At 64.2% G+C, this 19231-nt stretch carries 10 protein-coding genes and 1 pseudogene; 5 read left to right on the top strand and 6 right to left on the bottom strand.

The window, feature by feature from the left end:
• Window positions 1-130: 130 nt before the first annotated feature.
• The 4 genes and pseudogenes from IPK27_17605 (at window position 131) to ltrA (ending at window position 9529) form a co-directional block, all read left to right on the top strand.
• A complete protein-coding gene (locus IPK27_17605) occupies window positions 131-2473 on the top strand; it encodes a protein kinase (GenBank protein MBK8069370.1) in 2343 nt (780 codons plus the stop codon).
• The gene (locus IPK27_17610; GenBank protein ID MBK8069371.1) at window positions 2470-3024 is read left to right on the top strand and encodes a sigma-70 family RNA polymerase sigma factor; all 555 of its coding nucleotides are present in this window, start codon (window positions 2470-2472) and stop codon (window positions 3022-3024) included. The genes IPK27_17605 and IPK27_17610 overlap by 4 nt, the downstream gene beginning before the upstream one ends.
• A gap of 191 nt (window positions 3025-3215) precedes the next feature.
• Complete coding sequence (locus tag IPK27_17615) at window positions 3216-7670, top strand: CSLREA domain-containing protein (protein ID MBK8069372.1); 4455 nt, start codon at window positions 3216-3218, stop codon at window positions 7668-7670.
• Between the two features lie 401 nt (window positions 7671-8071).
• Window positions 8072-9529: pseudogene (gene ltrA / locus IPK27_17620) on the top strand (group II intron reverse transcriptase/maturase).
• A 435-nt stretch (window positions 9530-9964) separates the two neighbouring features.
• Here ltrA and IPK27_17625 read toward each other — a convergent pair.
• Window positions 9965-10534, bottom strand: coding sequence for a PIN domain-containing protein (locus IPK27_17625; GenBank protein ID MBK8069373.1), 570 nt, complete (start codon window positions 10532-10534; stop codon window positions 9965-9967).
• Between the two features lie 2 nt (window positions 10535-10536).
• Window positions 10537-10992: a helix-turn-helix domain-containing protein gene (locus IPK27_17630; protein MBK8069374.1), complete on the bottom strand. Its 456-nt coding sequence runs from the start codon at window positions 10990-10992 to the stop codon at window positions 10537-10539.
• Between the two features lie 252 nt (window positions 10993-11244).
• On the opposite strand from IPK27_17630, the gene IPK27_17635 reads away from it, so the two are divergent.
• Complete coding sequence (locus IPK27_17635) at window positions 11245-12411, top strand: Fic family protein (protein MBK8069375.1); 1167 nt, start codon at window positions 11245-11247, stop codon at window positions 12409-12411.
• 297 nt (window positions 12412-12708) lie between these two features.
• Here IPK27_17635 and IPK27_17640 read toward each other — a convergent pair whose 3' ends face one another.
• The 4 genes from IPK27_17640 to IPK27_17655 all read right to left on the bottom strand — a co-directional run bounded on the left by IPK27_17640 (window position 12709) and on the right by IPK27_17655 (window position 18628).
• On the bottom strand, window positions 12709-14739 hold the full coding sequence (locus tag IPK27_17640; GenBank protein MBK8069376.1) for a DUF2075 domain-containing protein: 2031 nt from the start codon (window positions 14737-14739) through the stop codon (window positions 12709-12711).
• A 438-nt stretch (window positions 14740-15177) separates the two neighbouring features.
• Window positions 15178-15699, bottom strand: coding sequence for a GNAT family N-acetyltransferase (locus tag IPK27_17645; GenBank protein MBK8069377.1), 522 nt, complete (start codon window positions 15697-15699; stop codon window positions 15178-15180).
• The gene (locus IPK27_17650) at window positions 15690-15974 is read right to left on the bottom strand and encodes a DUF1778 domain-containing protein (protein MBK8069378.1); all 285 of its coding nucleotides are present in this window, start codon (window positions 15972-15974) and stop codon (window positions 15690-15692) included. The genes IPK27_17645 and IPK27_17650 overlap by 10 nt, the downstream gene beginning before the upstream one ends.
• A gap of 218 nt (window positions 15975-16192) precedes the next feature.
• On the bottom strand, window positions 16193-18628 hold the full coding sequence (locus IPK27_17655; GenBank protein ID MBK8069379.1) for a DEAD/DEAH box helicase family protein: 2436 nt from the start codon (window positions 18626-18628) through the stop codon (window positions 16193-16195).
• Window positions 18629-19231: the final 603 nt, after the last annotated feature.

A 19231-nucleotide genomic window follows, 5' to 3' on the forward strand; every position in this document is an offset into this window, starting at 1 on the left:
GAGGGCCGCATTGCAAGCGGATTGCGTTGGCCGGTCAATCTTGAGCCATTTTCGTTCGGCTGTATCCCGTTCTTCTTCCTTTCACGTGCACTCCGCTGTGCTCCAATGCCGGCTGTTCCTCCCCTGAGCGATGGATCCGACCCGTTACCAACAGATCAAGTCGGTCTTGCTGGAGGCGATGGAACAACCGGCGGGCGCCCGCGAGCGCTGGCTGGCGCAGCGGTGTGGGGGTGACGGGGAGCTGCGCCGCGAAGTCGAGGAACTGCTCGCCGGCGAAAGCCAACAGAGCTTCATGGAGCACGGCGCGCTTGCGTCGACCTTCGAGCCGGAGACGGACGCCAGTGGCGGCAGCCTGGGTCGAATCAAGCTGCAGCGGCTGCTCGCCCGCGGCGGGATGGGCGATGTGTACGCGGGCGTGGATGAACTGCTGCAGCGGCCGGTGGCCGTCAAGCTGATGAAGGCGGAGTTGCGCATGTCGGCCGCGCGGCGCAGTGGCTTCCTGGCCGAGGCGCGCGTGCTGTCCGGCTTGCGTCACCCGAACATCTGCGCGGTCTACGACTTCTTCGAAGACCAGGACCAGGACGTGCTGGTGCTCGAATTGATCGAGGGCCAGACCTTGCGCAGCCTGCTGCAGAACGGCCGGCCGGCCGATCCGCTGGGCATCGCCAGTGAGATCGCCGATGCGCTGGTGGCGGCACACGAACGCGGCATCGCCCATCGCGATCTGAAGCCGGAGAACGTCATGCTCACGACGTCCGGACGGGTCAAGGTGCTGGACTTCGGGCTTGCCCGCGTCACCGCGAGCACAGCCACGATGGCGGCCGGCGATGCCGACGCCAACCCGCCGACGCAGACCCAGGTCGCCGGCACGCCCGGATATCTGTCGCCCGAGCAGGCGCGCGGCGAGGTCTCCACCACCGCTGCGGATCTGTGGAGCTTTGGCCTGTTGCTGGGCGAGTTGCTGACGGGCAAGACGCCCTGGCCGGTGGAGCTGGGCAGCCAGGAATTGTTGCGGCGCGCCAGTCGCGCCGAAGTGGCCATCCCCACGGGATTGCCGCGGATGGAAACCCAGTTGTTGCGCCGACTGCTGACGCCGGATCCGCAGGCTCGGCCGAGCGCGCGCGAAACCCGCGAGGCGCTGCGCATGATCATCGGCCGTCCGGCACGCCGGCTGCGCCTGGCGCTGGCGGCTGGCCTCATCGGGATCGGATTGTTGTCCGGCTGGAGATACACCACCGACCTGCGGGCCGAGCGCACCATGGCACTGGCGGCACAAGCGCGTGCCGAGACTGCACGCGCCCAGGCCGAAGACCTGGCGAGTTTCATGCTGGTCGATCTTTACGATGACTTGCGCGCCGTGGGCAGCCTCAAGCTGCTCGAACCGGTGGCGCTCAAAGCCGTCGACTACTACGGCGAACTCGGCAGCAGCCGGATCGGTGGCGGCCGCGGAGAAAACGCCCTGGCCTTGATCCGGGTGGCCGAAGTGCTCGACATGCAGGGCCACCTGGCGCAAGCCACCGACGCCTACCGGCGCGCGATGGAGGCGCTGCAGCCGCTCGCCGAGCGCCTGCCGGAGGACCAGCTGGTGCAATACCGGCTGGCCCTGGCCACCCGCGACTACGGGGCTGTGCTGCGCTACGGCGGCGACTATGCCGGCAGTGAGCCGCATGCGCTGAAGGCTGTCGAGCTGGCGCGCCGGCTCACCGCCGGGCTGAAGCCGGAGGACAGTGCGTCGACGCCACCGAGCGCCGAGGAGCGCTGGTCGCTGCTGCTGCGCGGCATGTATCTGTATGCCGACAGCCAGGTGCGCCAGGGTCGGGCGGAAGCCTCGCTGGTCTGGCTGGACGAGGCCGAATCGCTCGCCGTGCCGGCCGTCCGCCAGCACCCGGCGTTGCGCCGCGACCTCGCCGACATCCGCTACAAGCGCTGCATGGCCTATTTCGACAGCCAGCGCACGGACCAGGTCGTCGCCGCCTGCCGGTCCTCCTTCGAGATGGACGAGGCGCTCTACCAGGCCAATCCCGACGACATCCAGTTGCTGAACAACCTGGTCTCGGCCTGGTGGATGCTGGGGCGCGCGCAGGAGCTGGCCGGTGAACTGGCGCCCGCCCTGCAGAGCACGGAAGCGGGTCTGCGCCTGGCGCGAGTGCTCATCGAACGCGAGCCCGAGAACGCCGGTCACCAGAACAACCACGCGGTCCTGTGGGTCGCCAAGGGCCGCATCCTGCGGGCGATGGGACAGGCGCAGGCGTCTGCCGCGGCCTTTGCGGCGGTGCTGGCGATCACCGAACCGCTGATCGCCAGCGACCGCGACCACGCCACCGTCCACAATCACCTGATCGCCCTGGCCTACCTGGGGCGGATCGAGGAAGCGCGCCCGTTCGCCCGGGAGGTCTATGATTCTGGCTGGCGCCGACCGGAATTCATGCAGCTGATCGCCGACTTCAATCTGCTGCCGGGGGTTGCGCCTTGAGCGGCAGTCCTGAGCCGGTCACGCTGCTGCTGCAGCGCTGGCAGTCCGGTGACACCGAGGCACTCGATGCGCTGTTGCCAAGCATCTACGAAGAACTCAAGCGCCTGGCCAAAGCCCAGCTGCGCCGCGACCGCGGGGCCTCGATCCAGCCCACCGAACTGGTCGCCGAGGCTTACCTGAAACTGGTCGATGTCGACCGCGTCGACTTCGCCGGCCGGGCGCACTTCTATTCGGTGGCGGCGCGAACCATGCGCCGCATCCTGGTCGAACGCTACCGCCGTCGCATGGCCCTCAAGCGCGACGGCAGCCCGGTCACGCTCAGCGTGAGGGTCGATCCGGGCAGCGGCAGGGACTTCGAGCTCGAACGGCTGGACCATGCGCTCAGCGACCTGGAACGCCTGGACCCGCGACAGGCCGACATCGTCACACTGCGCTTCTTCGGCGGCCTGGAAGGCGCCGAGATTGCGGCAGCGCTGGGCATCTCGGAGCGCACGGTCAAGCGCGAATGGGCGATGGCCAAGCTGTGGCTGTACCGCGAACTGGCCCCCTGATGGCCCTTTTGGGCCTGCTTCTGCACAAACCCCGAACTGGACTCTGCTGCTGCCCCAACCTGCGCCTGATGCAGGCAGGGCCAGCACGACTCGGCACGTTTTGAAGCCACTCGCCCGATCTTCGGGCCGACAGGGGAAGGATCATGCGAACACTGGGCACTGCGCGTGCGTTGATAGCCACTGGACTGACGTTGGCGCTGTTCCTGAGCGCCAGTGTCAGCGCTCAGGTGATGACCGGGACCAACTTGGGCCCCATTCCCGATGGCACCGGAACGGGCCCCGGCAAGTACGGTCCGCCGCGAGATGTGTTGTTCACATCCACCCGCATCGCTACGGTGCAGAGCATCGACCTCGCGTTTCGCGCCAACCACCCGTTCGTGGGCGATCTGAAAGTCACGCTGATCTCTCCACTCGGCGTTGAGCACGTGCTGTTCGAACGGACCGGCGCGACGACCGCAACCTCAGCTGGCTCCAGTTCGAACCTGATCTCCACCCACGCGGGCTATGGCTTTCGCGACAGCAGTGCCAACAACTGGTGGACGCTGGCCAATGTTGGCGACGTGGACATCCCGGTATCGAATGCGCGAAGCGTGATTGCGGGCCCGGCCACGCCGCCGCCGGCCATTACCTCCATCAACAGTGCTTTCCTCAACACACCGGTCAATGGCACCTGGATCTTGCGTTTCGAGGATGGCTGGTCCGGCGACGCCGGCGATGTGGTGGCCGCCACCCTCACGATCACCACGCTGACCCCTGCCAGCTTCCGCGTGACCAAAGTTGCGGACACCAACGACGGCGTGTGTGACAGCGATTGCTCGCTGCGCGAAGCCATCTCGGCCTCCGCGGGACTCACCCCGCCCGGCAACCAGATCATTTTCGCGACGCCCTTCTTTGACTCGCCGCGAAGCTTCGTTCTCAACTCGGAATTGACCATCAGCAGCGATATGGCCATTGTCGGCCCCGGCGCCCACCGGCTGACGATCAGCGCCGCGGGGCGCAGTCGGGTGTTTCGTTTGACCGGCGGTGCGCGCGTCGCCCTGGGTGGGCTGCGCATTGCCGATGGCGTGGGTGCCGATGCAGGCTGCGTGAGCGCTGCAGGCGGCGTGGTGGTGCTGCATCGGGTGGAAATCAGCAATTGTCGTGCGACGGGCTCCGGGGTTTTCGGCGCCGGTGGCTTGTCGCAATCACCGGGTGGCTCCTTGCTGCTGAGCGAGTCGAGCATGACCGGCAACTACGGCCAGGGTGACAGCCAGGCCGGCGCGCTCCACGTCATTGGCCCGACGCGGCTTCTGCGCTCGACGATCAGCGGCAATCTGATGGTGTCCAACTTCTCCAACAAGAGCGCCGGTGTCTTCGTGGCCGGTGACCTGACCGTCATCGACAGCACGATTACCGGCAACCTGATGCGCGGCGCGGGCAGCGACCAGGCTGGCGGCATTTCGCATCAAAGCGGCACCCTGCACATGAGCAATAGCGTGGTGGCGGGCAATGTGGGTGGCACCGCGGATATCACGGTGTTCAGCAGCACGACCATTTCCGGGGGTTACAACGCAATCGGCCGTGTCGGCAATTTGATCGGCAGTTTCAACCAGGCCGGCGATCAATTCGGCACCGGCGCCAGTCCGCTCGATCCGATCCTGAGTCCGCTGAGCTATCACGCTGGCAGCGTGCCAGTGCATGTGCCGCTGCTGGGCAGTCCGCTGCTCGACAAGGGCCGGAGTTTTCGAGCGGCCGACGTGCGCGGCGTGCCTTTGGTCAACCTGGCGATCGAACCGGCGGCGGGCGGAAACGATGCCGACATTGGCGCGGTCGAGCTGTCGCCGATTTTCGTCGAGAATTTGAGCTTCGACGACCCGGGCTCGCTGCGCCAGGCCCTTGTGAATGCGCCGGCGGCACCGGCAGTGAGGGACATGCTGTTCGATCCTGCGCTGACGGTGACAGCAGCCACGCTGCGCTTTGGCACCCAGCTCAGCATTGACCGCAATGTCTCGATTCATGGCCCGGGCGCGCAGCGGCTCACGCTAGACGGCGCGCGGCAGGCGCGGGTCTTGACCGTGGCGGAGAATCGCCTGGTCAGCATCAGCGGCGTCACCTTGGCCGATGGCAATGCCAACACGCGTGACAATACCCCGCCGAATCCGGGTGCCGGTGGTGTGGTACTCAACGGCGCAGGATCGCACTTGAGCATCGTCGACAGCGTGATCAGCGGTGGCCGCACCAATGCCGGCAGCGCGATTCAGAACCGCGGTGCGCTGCTGCTGCGCGGCAGCACGATCACCGGCAATGCCGGTTCCGTCGACAACAGCGTGGTGCTCAGCGGGCTTGCAAACAGCACCACGCTGATCGAGCTCAGCACCATCTCGGGCAATCGCGGCAACGCGCTGGGGCTCGAGCAGGCGAGTGCCAGCGTGCTGCGCTCGACCATCCACGCCAATGCCGGTGCCAGTGCCGTGGACGCATTCATCAGTCCGACCTTCGTGTTTGGCAGCATTATTGCCGGGCAGCGCAGCGGCAATGACTTCAGTGACAACAGCAATGGCCGGGTTGTTTCGGGCGGCTTCAACGTCATTGGCAACCCGGGCATGGTCACGGCGTTCAATCAAACCGGGGATCAGGTCGGCGCCAGCGGCAGCCCGTTGGATCCGCGCTTGAGCCCGCTTGCCATTTATTCCGGGCCAGTGCCGGTGCATATGCCGCTGTCCAGCAGTTCCGTGATCGATCGCGGCCTGGGCCGCATCCGGGATCAGCGCGGTCTGGCGTTGTTTGACACGCCGTTCTTCAATGCGGCCAGCGGTGGTGATCACAGCGATATCGGAGCGACGGAAGCGCAGGTGCAGATTGTCGACACGCCAGGTGATGCCGGCGCGGGAACCTTGCGGCAGGCGCTGCTCAATGCCAATGCGAATGGCCCCGGCGTCGATGATGTGTTGATTACTGGCTTTGGCAGGATTGACCTGACCAACCCACTGCCCATCCTGACCGGCAGCACCAATCTGGTCGGACCGGGCGCCACGGGCATCACCATCACGCGCGCGGCCGGGGCACCCGATTTTGGTCTGATCTGCGCCGTGGGCCCAGCGCAACCCAGCGTGCCGATTCATTTGGGGATCAGCGGTGTGACCTTGTCGAACGGGCGCGACAGCGGTGCGAACGGCGGTGGTGCCATCGATGCCAATCAGGCCGAGTTGCACTTGACCGAAGTCGAAGTGATCAACAGCGTGGGTACGGCCGAGTCCGCCGGCGGCGTCAGCCTGTTTTTTGGCGATGGCATCATTCAGAACTCCACCTTTGCCAGCAATGCCGGTACCGTGGGCGGCGCGCTGCATTTCGAGGGCCGCAACAATCGCTTGCGGGTTGAGCAAAGCACCTTCAGCGGCAATACCGCCGAAAGCGGCGCAGCGATGCATGTCGTTGCCAATGCCGACAACGGCCCGGCGGCGCAGGCGCGGCTGGAGGTGCTTTCCAGCACGCTGGCTGACAACACCGCGAGCAGCTTGGGTGGCGCCATCTTTGCCGTCGGGCGCAACGGCAACCCGGATGCCACCGCGCCCGTCACGATGAAAAACACGCTGTTGAGCAACAATGGCGCAACTGCCAACAGTGCCCTGTTTGCGCCGAACTTCACCTCGCAGGGCTACAACATCAGCAACATCGCCCTGCCACAACTCACATCCACGGGCGATGCGAGTCCTGCCAACACGGCACTCGATCCGCTGGCCAACAATGGAGGCCCGGTGCGCACGCGCGCTCTTCGGGGCGGCAATGCCGCGCTCGATGGCGGCTTCAGCACCAACGCTTTCTTCGATGCGCGCGGCTTTTCGCGGCAACTCGATTTGCCGACGATACCCAACTTCGAGTTCGGCGACGCCAGCGATATCGGGGCCCTGGAAGCGCAATTCGCACCAGTGGCGCCGCCCGCAGCGCCGATCGTGGCATACAACCCGAACGCCGGCGGCAGCGTCACGTTTGCGCCCTTCGATGTCAGCACCAACAGGGGCCTTGTTTCAGTCAACTCTACTGGCGGGGTGGCGCCCGGCTCGGTCAGAGTCAATCCATGCGCTGCATCCACTGGATTCACCATCATCAACGGACCCATCGATCTGCTGGGCACCGCTGGCGGCACGCAGATCAGCGGCGGACTCATCGATTTACGCTGCACGCCCGGCGCCAGCGTGCAAAACGGCACCTTGGTCTGCACCGAAACCTCGAACCCCGGGAGCGCGGTTCAGCGCAGCTGGAACTTGAGTTGTCCGGCAGCGGCGAATGTGCCGCCCGCACTGACGTTCAATCCAGCCACCGGTAGCACGATCAACTACGCGACAACCGGTAGCGCGTCGCCGATTGCGGTCACGCCATCGGGCGGCCTGGGCTCGGGCCAGCCCGCCACCACGACCTTGAGCGAATGCGCGATCAACAATGGCGGCGCGGCCTTCCCCACAACGACCATCGCGCAACTCGATTTCGTTGGGCCGACCACGGCCGTACAGAACCTCAATCTGCCGAGCTGCGTCCTGCAAAGCACAGCCGTGAGCGCGACTTTGAACTGTGTGGAGAGGCGGGCTTCGTTGACACAGGTGAATCGCAGTTGGACCCTGAATTGCCCGGCAGCAGGCGTTGAGCTGATCTTCAAGAATGGGTTTGAGTAGGTGCGCCGGCGCAAACCGGCAAAGCGTAAGGGGTGAGAGTCCCCGACAGGGAGAGGAGTAGCGATCCAATCTGTCCCCGAGTCATGCATGGCGCATCGCGAGATGCGTCGTGAAGCGTTGACAGGGGCGTCCATAGGCCAGCCATTGAGCCGCGAAAGAACCCTAATTCCGGGTGCCGACGCTTTCTATTCGGCGGAAGGCAGCAGCTGCGACGCGCTATTCGCGAGCGTCGTGGCGACCCGGCGAGGTCGCTGACCTGGATGTGGATACGCGCTTTGTACGGGAGCCGGGAGGTCTCGGTCCGACCGGTGGGCGGTGACGCCTGACGGCCCGTGTCGGGAAGGCGAGGAGCCGAAGCCGACAATGCAGGACCGGAGAAGTCAGACTGCTGCGTAGTAGCGATGAAGTGGGCGAACAAGAACGCGCGAGCGGAGGCGGAGTTCATGGAGCGAAGGCGGCAGGCCGAAGGGAACGCGGGACAGCCACGCAGCGCCGGACGGAGCCGGGAAAGGTGTCACTGCAGCTGACGTGTACGCGAACGGGCGAAAGTCCGAGGGCAGGAGGCTTCGGCGCTGTTGCACCACCTAGCTTTGGGGCCGCTTTTCCTGGTTGAAGCGGGATGCGGCCGTCGGTGTGGATGGCGTCACGTGGCCGACTACGAGGTTGACCAGGAGCGCCGACTCGCGGATTTGCAGAGCGTGTTCACCGTGGCACCTACCGAGCACGACCTTCGCGCCGCCAGTACATCGAGAAGGCTGATGGACGGCAACGTCCCGGGCATCGGGCACTGGAGGACAAGATCGTGCAGCGGGCGCTGGTGGAAGTGCTGAATGCGATTTACGAGCAGGATTTTCTGGGCTTCTCGTATGGCTTCCGACCAGGGCGTGGACAGCCGATGCGCTGGACGCTCTGGCGGTGGCGATTGGACAGGAAAAGTAAATTGGATCGTGGACGCCGATTTGGCGAAGTTCTTCGACACCGTGAGTCATGAGTGGTTATTGCGGTTTCTGGAGCATCGTATCGGCGATGAGCGGGTGTTGCGGCTGATCGGAAGTGGCTGAAGCGGGAGTCATCGAGGACGGGGTGCACCTGGCCACCGAGGTGGGGACGCCGCAAGGCGCCGTGATCTCACCGCTGTTGGCGAATGTATCTGCACTACGTCTTTGACCTCTGGGCCCAGCAATGGCGAAAGCGCCATGCCCGGGGCTCGATGATCGTGGTGCGATATGCCGATGACATCGTGCTGGGATTCCAGCACCAGAGCGACGCTGAAGCATTCCTGGTTGCGATGCGCGCACGACTGGAGCGATTTGCAGACCCTGCATCCGGAGAAGACCCGGCTGCTGATGTTCGGCCGCTACGCGCAAGTGCAGCGCGACCGGGAGGGACAGGGTAAGGCCGAGACGTTCGACTTCTTGGGGTTCACGCACATCTGCGGACGCGACCGGCGCGGCGAATTTCAACTTCGTCGCCATACTCGGCGTGACCGCATGCGTGCTGCCCTGGTGGCGATCAAGGACGGCCTGCGGAGTCGACTCCACCAACCGATCCCGGTTCAGGGGAAATGGCTGGGGCAGGTGGTTGGCGGTTACATGGCCTACCACGGCGTACCGACCAACTTTCATCGGCTGGACGCGTTCCGGCACTACGCGGTCGACCACTGGCGCAAGGCGCTCAAGCGTCGCAGCCAGCGGGGCTCCACCACGTGGGACCGAATGAGCCAGCTGGCGGAGGCTTACATTCCCCGACCGCGCATCACCCATCCCTGGCCCAGCGTGCGCTTTCGCGTCAAACACCCAAGGTGGGAGCCCGGTGCGTTAATTGCGCCCGCCGGGATCTGTGCGGGGGGTGCCCGGTGACGGGCATTCCTACCGCGATGGCGGCGGAACTGGCTGGCGGCGGCGGCCTGGCCCTGCCTTCGCCCGGAACTCGCGAAAACTGCAACAACGGGCTGACTCGCAAACGGAATCCGGGGGCGCCTTCCTCGTCGGCCGATCGTCATGCCGGCTGGGAACGGCGCTCCCCAAGCCGTGGACACGGAACCGCGAATCGGTGGACAGAGCACACCACGGCTCAAACAGTGAGGGCTGGGCTGGTGAGAACAGATGCGGACAGAATCGATTGAAACCGCGATTTGGTGCGCTGGGCTGGTGAGAACAGATGCGGGTTTGTGCGGGTGCGGCGCGCGCTCGTCATTTCATGGTGGATCAATCACTTCCACAACCGGATTGCACACTCGCAAGACACGATCAGCGATGACATGGGTCGCTTGCGGACCCTGGTACTGGTGAGTGTCAGAACAACTCCTTCATCGCGGTAAGCACGCTAGCCGACTTCGGGAGTCCTGTTCGGCGCAGTGCGTCGATCACGTCATTGGGCGTGTATGGCGGATTCAGCAACGGGGCACGTACATCCCGGACGGCGCCCGCGAACCTCACGGCATCGCTGGCGATAAGTTCAGAGAGCAGGTCGTCCGGGTGAAGCGCTTCGACGCGATAAGGCGACAATGCAACATCCGGGAAATCCGACAGATTGAAGGTGACAATGACATCGCTGCCGCAATGGATCGCTGCGGCAAGCACGTGGCGGTCATCAGGATCCGGCAGCACCAGTGTGTCGACGAGTCCTTCGTGGCCGTAAACGCGGGCGGCGGGCAACGCGCGCTCCATCAACGTACGAGTGCGCTCGATCCGGGCAGGGTCGAGGTCCGGCCGATTGGCAATGAGACTGCGAGTCCACTCATCATGGATCGCGTCTGACCATCGCAGTTGGATCAGACCCTTCAGGCACAAGTGCATGAGCAGATCGCGCAGCAGCGCGGGATAAAGTACGCATGCATCAGCGACCACGACGGGCGCTGCCACGGTCAGTACAGCCCCAATTCCTGCGACAACGCGGTCAGCTCGGTCATGGCCAGCTTCGATTCGTAGTCGGTGCGTTTTTTGTATCGCAACACGTCCTCAAAGCGCACGCGACGGTGCTTGCCGACTTTTCGGAACGGCAACTCGCCCGCTTCCAGACGTTCAATGAGATAGGGCCGCGATACGTTCAGAAAATCTGCCGCCTGTTGCGTGGTCAGCTCAGCATGCACCGGCACCACCTGGACCGCGTTACCCTGGCCCATCTGTGCCAGTAGCTCTACCAGCAGGCGCGCGGCGGATGCGGGCAACTCGATGGCCTCGGCGCCCCCACCAATGCTGACGTTGGGGGACGCCTTGATGTCGATCGCCGCGGCCAATCGCAGACTGCCGTCCCGCGCCATGCGTGCCTCCTCCGGAGTGGGCAACTGAGTTTCCGGTGGCGGGATCAAGACGGCGCGCATCACAGCATCTCTGAGAAGTCAGGGTATGCACAGCCTAGCACTCAATCGAAGCAAACGCAGCAAACGCAGCTGCCGTTCGTCCAGGGTTCCATGGCGACGACATTCGACCGGCAAGCCTGAAGCATGCCGCTCGGCGACATGGAGGTGCTTCCACTCCCTCCGAGCGTTCAACAAGCCAAGCAACTATTCATCGGTATTGCACTAAAGTTAAACAACTGACAGGCTTGTTTGACCTTGCCGGGTCTTCCACAGATGCGCCGGTCCGACGTCAGCCATACCCTGCAGCGCTACCTGGTGAAGTGCGCGGCGCATCCGAACTGCCATGCGCTGGTCGCGCCGCCGACGCCACGGCGCCTTCCCGATGACGAGGCGGTCGCGCACCACCTGATGCTTGCCATGCAGGCGCTGGAGCGGCTCAGGGTCGCCTCGGGCCTGCTGCCGAATGGCGACATGGTGACCCGCACGCTGGCGCGGCGGGAGGCGGTGCAGAGCTCGCAGATCGAAGGCACCCGAACCCAGTTGCATGAGTTGCTGGAGTACGAGGCGACACAAGGCCGCGACGGACTGCCGCCGGATGCTGCCGTCACCGGGCGCTATGTCCAGGCCCTGGATCTTGGATTGAGCCGGGTACGCTCGTCTGGCGCACGCAGTGCCCTGGATACACGGCTCGTCAAGGACATGCACACCGTCCTGATGCAGGAAGCGCCAGCGCACGTGCGCGCCGGCGAGTACCGCGACAGCCAGGTGTGGATCGGCAGCGGCCGCCACGAGGACGCCGTATTCGTCCCGGCACCGCCGGAACGAATCGCCGGCTGCATGGACGAACTGGAGCAGTCGATGCTGCAGTACGCACCGCGGGAAGATGAGCCCTGGCGCATCCCTGTCGTGGCGCAGATCGCCATCGCGCATGCGCAGTTCGAGACGATCCATCCCTTCGTCGACGGCAACGGCCGCACCGGTCGGTTGCTGATGCCACTGATCCTGGCCGCCGAGGGCTACCCGCCGCTGTACATCTCGGGCGGTCTGCTGCGCCATCGCCGCGCCTACTACGACGCCCTGGCCGACGTGCAACTGCACGCCAACTGGAAGCCGTGGGCAAAACTGCTGTGCCAGTCGGTGGTCGAGGCCAGCGATGGCGCCATCGCCATCGCCCGGGATCTGGACACCCTCCGCCAGGACTGGCTGTCGCGGCTGGCGGACCTTCGTTCAGACGCGACAGCCAAGCGGCTGCCCGCCTTCCTGCTGGGCCACCCGGTCGTGTCCGTGAAACAGGTCGCCAGCCGCCTCGGAATCTCCTTTGTCGCGGCCAATCGAGCCATCGAGCAACTGGTGGAGCGAGGCATCCTGGATGAGCCCAGGCAAAGGCGCAACCGCACCTTCCACGCCACTGAGGTTCTGTCGCGCCTGCAGAAGGAGTGAACCCGCGCGCGAAGCTCTACTCGCGTCGTCGACAAGGGCCTGACTGTCGATGGCCATTCTTGCTCCCTCTGCCTTGTTGGGCGGCGACTGATGTTCTCGTCGAGCACGCGGTGCAGGGCCAGGATCCGCAGCAATCCGAGTGGTTGTCGATCTGCGAGTATCCGCACATCAGCCCTTGGTGCAGCCGATGCCCCCGAGCGCAGCCAACGAAGACCCGCGCTGGTGTCCCTTCTGCAACCCTGAGCCGCAGCGGGTGTTCCTGCGTCTGCGCCACGTCTACGCGCTTTTCCCGCGCCCCTACTCCAACACGGCCACTCCCGTTTCCCCCAGAAACTCATACGTCGCGTCATACAGCCCCGGCCGCCGCGTCGGGTCGTTCGGGTCGCCCTCGGGCACCACAATCACCATGCCCTGACGCGCGCGTGTCAGCAACACGCGATAGGCGTTTTCGAGGTAACGCTGGCGTGGGGCTTTGTGGATGCGGTTCCAGCGGGTACCGACGAATTCGCCGTGTTGCCAGCCGGTTTTGCCATGGCGCAGGTCGGCGTCCCAAACGACGCAGGCCCAATCCAATTCGAGCCCCTGAACCAGGAACTCGGTGCCGACGTCTTCCAGATGCCAGGACGAACGGACGTCATCTTTGTCGTGCAGGAACCAGTGCACGGGGTCGACTTTCGGGCGGACGTCGATGGCGTGAGGCTTAAGGCGTTGGGCTTGGGAGGACACGACAATCCCGTAGCGCTCCTGTCCGCGGGAGTGCTCACGCAGCCATTGCTTCGCGCGCGGCAGGCTGCGGGTGAGGACGATGGGATAGCGGTCAGCGAATTCGCGAAGCACGTCGCGAGCGGCGGCGACTTCACGCTCCAGCACCAGTCGCACGAATTCGCTGAGGCGTTCGGCGCGGAAGGAGCGCATCGAGGTGGCCAAATGCAGGGCTTCGTGATCGATGATAGTGTGGCTGGCGCGTAGTTGGGCGATGCCGGCCTCCGCCCGATATTCGCTGCCGTGCAGTTTCGGCGACAGGTGCACTTCCCAGTGGGGGAAACTGCGCAGCAATGCAGCGATCCACTCGCTCACACCAGCCTCGCCGGTGTTGATTTCCTGACCGCCGCCGACCAGACAGATAACCACCGCCCAATCCGGGTGGCGGTCGAGGCAAGAGATCAGGAACTCCGGTTCAGATTGGTCGAAATCCGGCTGGTTCTTCTTGCGGCGCATGAAGAAGCTGGTTTGCGCGCGATCCCAGGCGCGCTGGGCTTCGTCGAACAGGGTCACGTGATCAACCGGCGGCTGGTTCGGGTCGATCAGGCACTCGTCGCGAAAGTGGTGCACGTTCTGGATGAATGCGCTCACCAATCGCCGCGCTTCGCCCTTGGTGATCTTGCGGCCTTGCGCCAGCTCGCGCTGGATGTGATCGCGCGCCAGGGCTTCGCGCAGCACGGCGACCAGCGGGCCATTACCGGACAGAAACACGCTGTGCAGGGCGTTCTTGTCGCGGTGCTTGGTGGCGACATTAAGACCGACCAGCGTCTTGCCGGCGCCCGGCACGCCGGTGACGAAGCAAATCGCCTTGCGTCCCTTGCCGCGCGCGTCGCGAATGATGCGATCGATCACCGCCGAGGTGCGCGTCAGGTTCACCGCGCCGGCGTCGCTGCGGGAGATATCCTCTACGGAATGCCCGGCGTACAGCGCACGCGCTGCTTCAATGATCGTCGGCGTCGGCTGGTAGCGCCCGCGCTCCCAGGCATCGGGATCGAGCATCGGGCCGTTGAGCAGTTCGAGCACATTCTCGATGACCGCGCGGATCTGCGTGGCGCCGACGCACACTGGCTCCGGCATCAGCGGGTCGTTGGCGCGCAGGGCTACGCCGAGGATCACCGGCTTGGCCTTGGTGGCGACCAGCATCGGAGCGATTGGAACGCTGTGACTGGTCTCGTGGAAGTTGCGCAGATCGAGCGCGTAGTCCCAAACCTGATCGATGGCGGCGCGATTGAACGTGGCCTCGCCAACCTTGAACTCGATGACGAAGACCACGTGATCGAGCACCAGCAGCACATCGATCCACTTGCCCAGGCGCGGGATCGCGTACTCGAAGTAGATCCGGCCGCGTCCTTCCAGGCCTCGCAGCGCAGCGTGCAGAAGGTCAACTTGCTCGGTCCAGGCGCCTCGTTGTTCGAGCGTGAGCTGGAATCCGGTCGCACCGGCGAGGAGGCCGAGGACGGACTCAGGCGGGCACGCCAGAAAATGTGTGAGGTCGTCGGCGTAGAGGCTGCGCTGGCGGCGGTAATGGCCGCGGGTGTCAGCGATGCCGGCGCCGGGCTCGGTCATGGTTTATGGGCTGCTGGCGCGGATGGGCACATGGATTGGCGGCCCGCGTTCAATGAGAGGTGATGCCCGGAAGATACGCCCAGCCTGGATGGGTCGGGGATTTCGGGAACAGGGCATAGAGATCGCGGAGTGAACCCGCTCCCAGGGGAGCTCTGCGCCGGAACCCTCAACCGTGCGCACTGGTCGCGCTTTCAGGCGTTCCGGGAGAGTCGGTTGGAACCGAGAGTGGTGGGCAGAGCCCCCCACGGCGCAAACAGTGAGGGCTGGGCTGGTGAGAACAGATGCGGGCGTTATCCGGCGATCATCGAAAAGCACTTGCAGAAAGCTTTTGCATGTGAGGACTGCTACTCTTTGATTCGCATCGCGGCAAAATGGCGGCCACTGCAGATCCCAGCCGCACGCTCGTCGTGGCAGCACCCTCGATCCGAGACTCCGCGGTTATTGGGGCTGAACCGCACGCATGGCGCGAAGACCGGTTTCGAGTGGCAGATACAGCGTCATGGGGCGGTCGATGATCGAAAGAAATCCGTGGCGAACATAGAAATCTCGCGCCCTGGCATCGGCTGCATCGACCACCATCGCAAAAACGCCACTTTGCTGGCCAACAAGCACAGTTCGCTTGAGGGCATCCATCAGCAGCCAGGTTCCAAAGCGCTTGCCGCGTTCGCGCATGTCCACTGCGAGTCGGCCTAGCAGCACGGCAGGGATGGGATGTCGGGGTAGTGCATTCCCAACGTCGTCACTCAGCAGTTCGCGGTCGATCTGGCAATTGCTAAGGCTGTAGTAGCCCAGAATGCGCCTGGGATCAGCCTCGGAAACCAGCACGAAAGTGCGCGAGATCCGCTGGGATTGATGTTTGGCAGCTTTGGTGCGCAGGAACTCGTCGAGATCCGGATTTCCGCACTTGAAGCCGGCCCGATCGTGCGCGGACTTGTCGAGCGCGCAAACGATCAGCGCCACTGGATGCCAGCGGCTTCGTAGTCGCGCATGGCCAGGATCAACGCAGCGGTCGGTTGCGGTGGATTTGCAAGCGCGTCGAGCACGTCCTGGTATGCCTTCGACGTGACCGCCAACTGCTCGGCCTCAGCAATCACCTTGCGCGCGCGCTCAAGAGCTGGCGCCAGAACAAACTGGCTCACCTTGACCCCTTCCAACCTCGCAGCACGAGCCAGCACCCGCTTCTCGTCGGGCGGCAGTCGGATATCCAGGCGATCTGTCGCTGCGCTCATCAGCATGCTCGGAGTGTTGTCCGTACATTGTACGGGAAAAGGACACCTGCAACAACAGTTGTGGCTGGACACGGCCGAAGCCGGTTGGCGAAGGTGGAGGGCGCCGCTACGAACTGACAGGTCAAGGGTGAATCCGCCTGCTCTAGCGCAAGAAATGTCAGTTCAATCCGGCATGGAATGGCCTAACCTATTGATTTTGAGAGACGTTTCGCAATGGGGAATTGTCAGTTGGTGAACTGAGAATGTGTTGGTCCCGGCAGATCGGAGGAGCGCCCAACCCCTCGGACGAGCCTCGCCGAGGCTTCGTCGCGATCAGAATCAGCAGCAATTCGATACCCCATCGCCCGATAGCCGCGCTGTCGCTTGTCCCACATGCGCAGCAACGCCGGGTGACCGGTGTCGACGAGATCGACGATCCGCACGTCGGCCTTGGTCGCATGCTCGCGATGCAGGCGCCCGGCGTATTGAGCGAGCGTTCCCTTCCACGAAATCGGCATGGCCAGCACCAGTGTATCCAACGACGGGTGATCGAAACCCTCGCCGACGAGTTTCCCGGTAGCCAGCAGGATGCGCGGTGCATCAGGCGGTAGCGCATCCATTCCCTCAATCAGACCGGCACGCTGCTTCTGGGACATGCGGCCGTGCAGGACAAAGAGCCTGGTCACGGTCCCGTTCAGCGCTGTCTCGATGGCGGCAAGGTGTTCGGTGCGTTCGGTCAGCACAAGGACCTTTCGACCCTCCATGAAGGCGGCGCGAATCTCAGCCGCCACAACCCGGGTGCGATCAGAATCGTTGGCCAGGTGTCGGAACACCTCCTGGATTCCCGACTCCAACGGCAAGTCGATTCGCTCGTGGCGCAGCAGTGGCCGCACTTCCAGGTCACTCGGCGCGCCGACAGCCTTCGCGACGACATGCCGAATCGGCCCGCACTGCATGAAGATGATCGGCTGCTGCCCATCGCGCCGAATCGGCGTCGCAGTCAGACCCAATACGAACCTGGCTTTGACGCGCTTGAGAACGGCTTCGAAGGATGCCGCGCCGACGTGATGGCACTCATCGATGATCACGTGCCCGTAGCTCTCAACCAGCGCGTCAATCTCCCCTTTGCGCGAGAGCGACTGCATGACCGCGATGTCGATCTTGCCGGTGGGTTTGGCCTTGCCGCCGCCGATAGTGCCGATGACGTCCTTGCCGACGCCGAGAAATGCCCGAAGTCGTTCCTGCCATTGCTTGAGCAACTCGGTGCGGTGCACCAACACCAGCGTGTTCACGCCACGCCTCGCGATCAAGGCAGCGGCCGTCACCGTCTTGCCGAACGCGGTCGGCGCGCAAAGCACGCCGAAATCGCTGTGAAGCATCGCGGTTACAGCCGCCTCCTGATCGAGACGAAGCGTGCCCATGAAGCTGGCAGTCAGTCGGTCGCCAACATGGCGTACATCCTCAATCTCGCAGCGGATACTGTTGCTCTTGAGCAGCGCAATGGCGGGTTCGAGACAACCCCTGGGCAACGCGATGTGCTGCGGAAAATTCTCGGCGCTGCCGATGACACGGGGCTTGTCCCACACTGAAAGGCGCATCGCCTGTGCCTTGTAGAACTCCGGGTTCTGGAACGCGGCCAGACGGATCAGGCGGTTTGCGAGCGACTGCGGTAGTTGCGCCTTCTCGAAGTAGACAAGGTTTGCGAGCGTGACGTTGAGCGCAGATGGCATTGGTCCGCTCAGCTTCTGCGCCAACGATTCGCTCCGCTGCCAAGGCTTTGCCAGGTCCTCTTCGTCGATGAACGACACGTCCAGCGGATGCACTCCGCCGGTCGCTCGAAGGATCGTGGGCTCGATATCGTTGGGCGCCATCGGGCGGATGGATGCGAGAAAGGCCCATTGGTCCGGGAACGGATGCAGATTCGCGTCGACGAACACGCTGCGCCCCTGGTCGCGCGGCTTTTTCTGCAGCGGCAATGCGATCAGATTCCCGAAGCCACCCTTCGGCATCGTGTCCTGGTTGGGGAACAGTCGGTCGTAAGAGCCCAGTTTCAGCTGCCGGGTTCGCGCGCACGTATGACTGATGAGCGCGGCACCCAGGCGCCGCGCATCACGCGCTGCAACCCGGCCGGCGAAGAACACCCAAGCGTGCGCGCCTTCGCCTGACCTTGAAATCTCGAGTGCAACCGGCACACCGAGCTCTCGGCAGGACTGAACGAAGGCGCCAGCATCCTCCCGCCATTCGGCGTCATCGAAATCCGCGGCGAGAAAGTGACAACTGTCGTCCTCCAGCAACGGATAGACGCCGATCGTCTGGTCGCCAGCGAGATGGGCATAGATCACCGCATCAGTCAGTGGCGAGAGTTTGCGGTGACCGCAATCCGCGCACTTGATGCGGGGTTTCTCGCAGATGCCTGGTCGCCACTCGTTGGCGCATGCCGGCGCATAGCCTGACTTCCCGGTCGCCTTGCTCTCCCAGCGCACCGCATAGACGTCGTCGCGTCCGCGAAACAACCGACGAAACAGCACCAACTTCTCGGCGGTCGACAGGCGCTGACCTTCCGGCTCAGCTTGGACTTGCGGTGCAGATGCAGGGGGAAGCCGCCACTCGACTCCGTTGGCCTCGAGCAGGGAGACAAGGCGCGCGTTCTCCGCTCGAAGTCTCTCCAGTTCGTCGCCCATGACCCGACAAATCCAGCTTCTGCATGACCCCCGTATCGGCCGCCGCGCGAAGCTGTCGAGCGGAGACCAGCATGGTGGTAGACGCTGTGTGGCTTGTTGCGGGTTCCAGGCCGCGAATGCGTACTTGCGGCAGCTCGGGTGGGTCGCGCCGAGCAATCTACAGTCCACGCAAGACGAAGGAGGTCATTGCAGGCAAACGAGAGATGGTGGTGCAACCGTTCCTCGCAGCAAACCTCACAGTTTAGGCCCGTGATAACAGATGCGGGTCGGTGCGGATTCCGCAGTTCCCCGTGATCATCGCCCCGTCGGTCGAGGTGATCCGCCGCGCCCCGTATCGATGATTTCGTCAGGTTCGCCAAGCCCACGGCGAGAACTGACACTGCTACCGGCACGCGTAATCAGTTGAAACTTTCCATGTCCAGTTGCAGTCTACTGCCCAATGCGCCGGACCCTACTCCAGCTTCTGCTCTCGCTAACGCTCATCGTGAACAGCGTTTGGGCGCCGTGGGCGATGGCTGGGATGGCGCACGGCGATCATGGAACTCATTCGATGGGCGACCATCATCACCCCGACGGAAGCGACGCTCCGTCGGAGCCTGCTTC

The sequence above is a fragment of the Rhodanobacteraceae bacterium genome (assembly GCA_016713135.1).
In the GTDB taxonomy this organism is placed as follows: domain Bacteria; phylum Pseudomonadota; class Gammaproteobacteria; order Xanthomonadales; family SZUA-5; genus JADKFD01.

What these genes read in the sequence shown, in the direction of transcription:
- IPK27_17605 (MBK8069370.1), top strand. Translation starts at nt 131, where the DNA reads ATGGATCCGACCCGTTACCAACAGATCAAGTCGGTCTTGCTGGAGGCG.
- IPK27_17630 (MBK8069374.1), bottom strand. Translation starts at nt 10,992, where the DNA reads ATGCGCGCCGTCTTGATCCCGCCACCGGAAACTCAGTTGCCCACTCCG.
- IPK27_17635 (MBK8069375.1), top strand. Translation starts at nt 11,245, where the DNA reads ATGCGCCGGTCCGACGTCAGCCATACCCTGCAGCGCTACCTGGTGAAG.
- IPK27_17640 (MBK8069376.1), bottom strand. Translation starts at nt 14,739, where the DNA reads ATGACCGAGCCCGGCGCCGGCATCGCTGACACCCGCGGCCATTACCGC.
- IPK27_17650 (MBK8069378.1), bottom strand. Translation starts at nt 15,974, where the DNA reads ATGCTGATGAGCGCAGCGACAGATCGCCTGGATATCCGACTGCCGCCC.
- IPK27_17655 (MBK8069379.1), bottom strand. Translation starts at nt 18,628, where the DNA reads ATGGGCGACGAACTGGAGAGACTTCGAGCGGAGAACGCGCGCCTTGTC.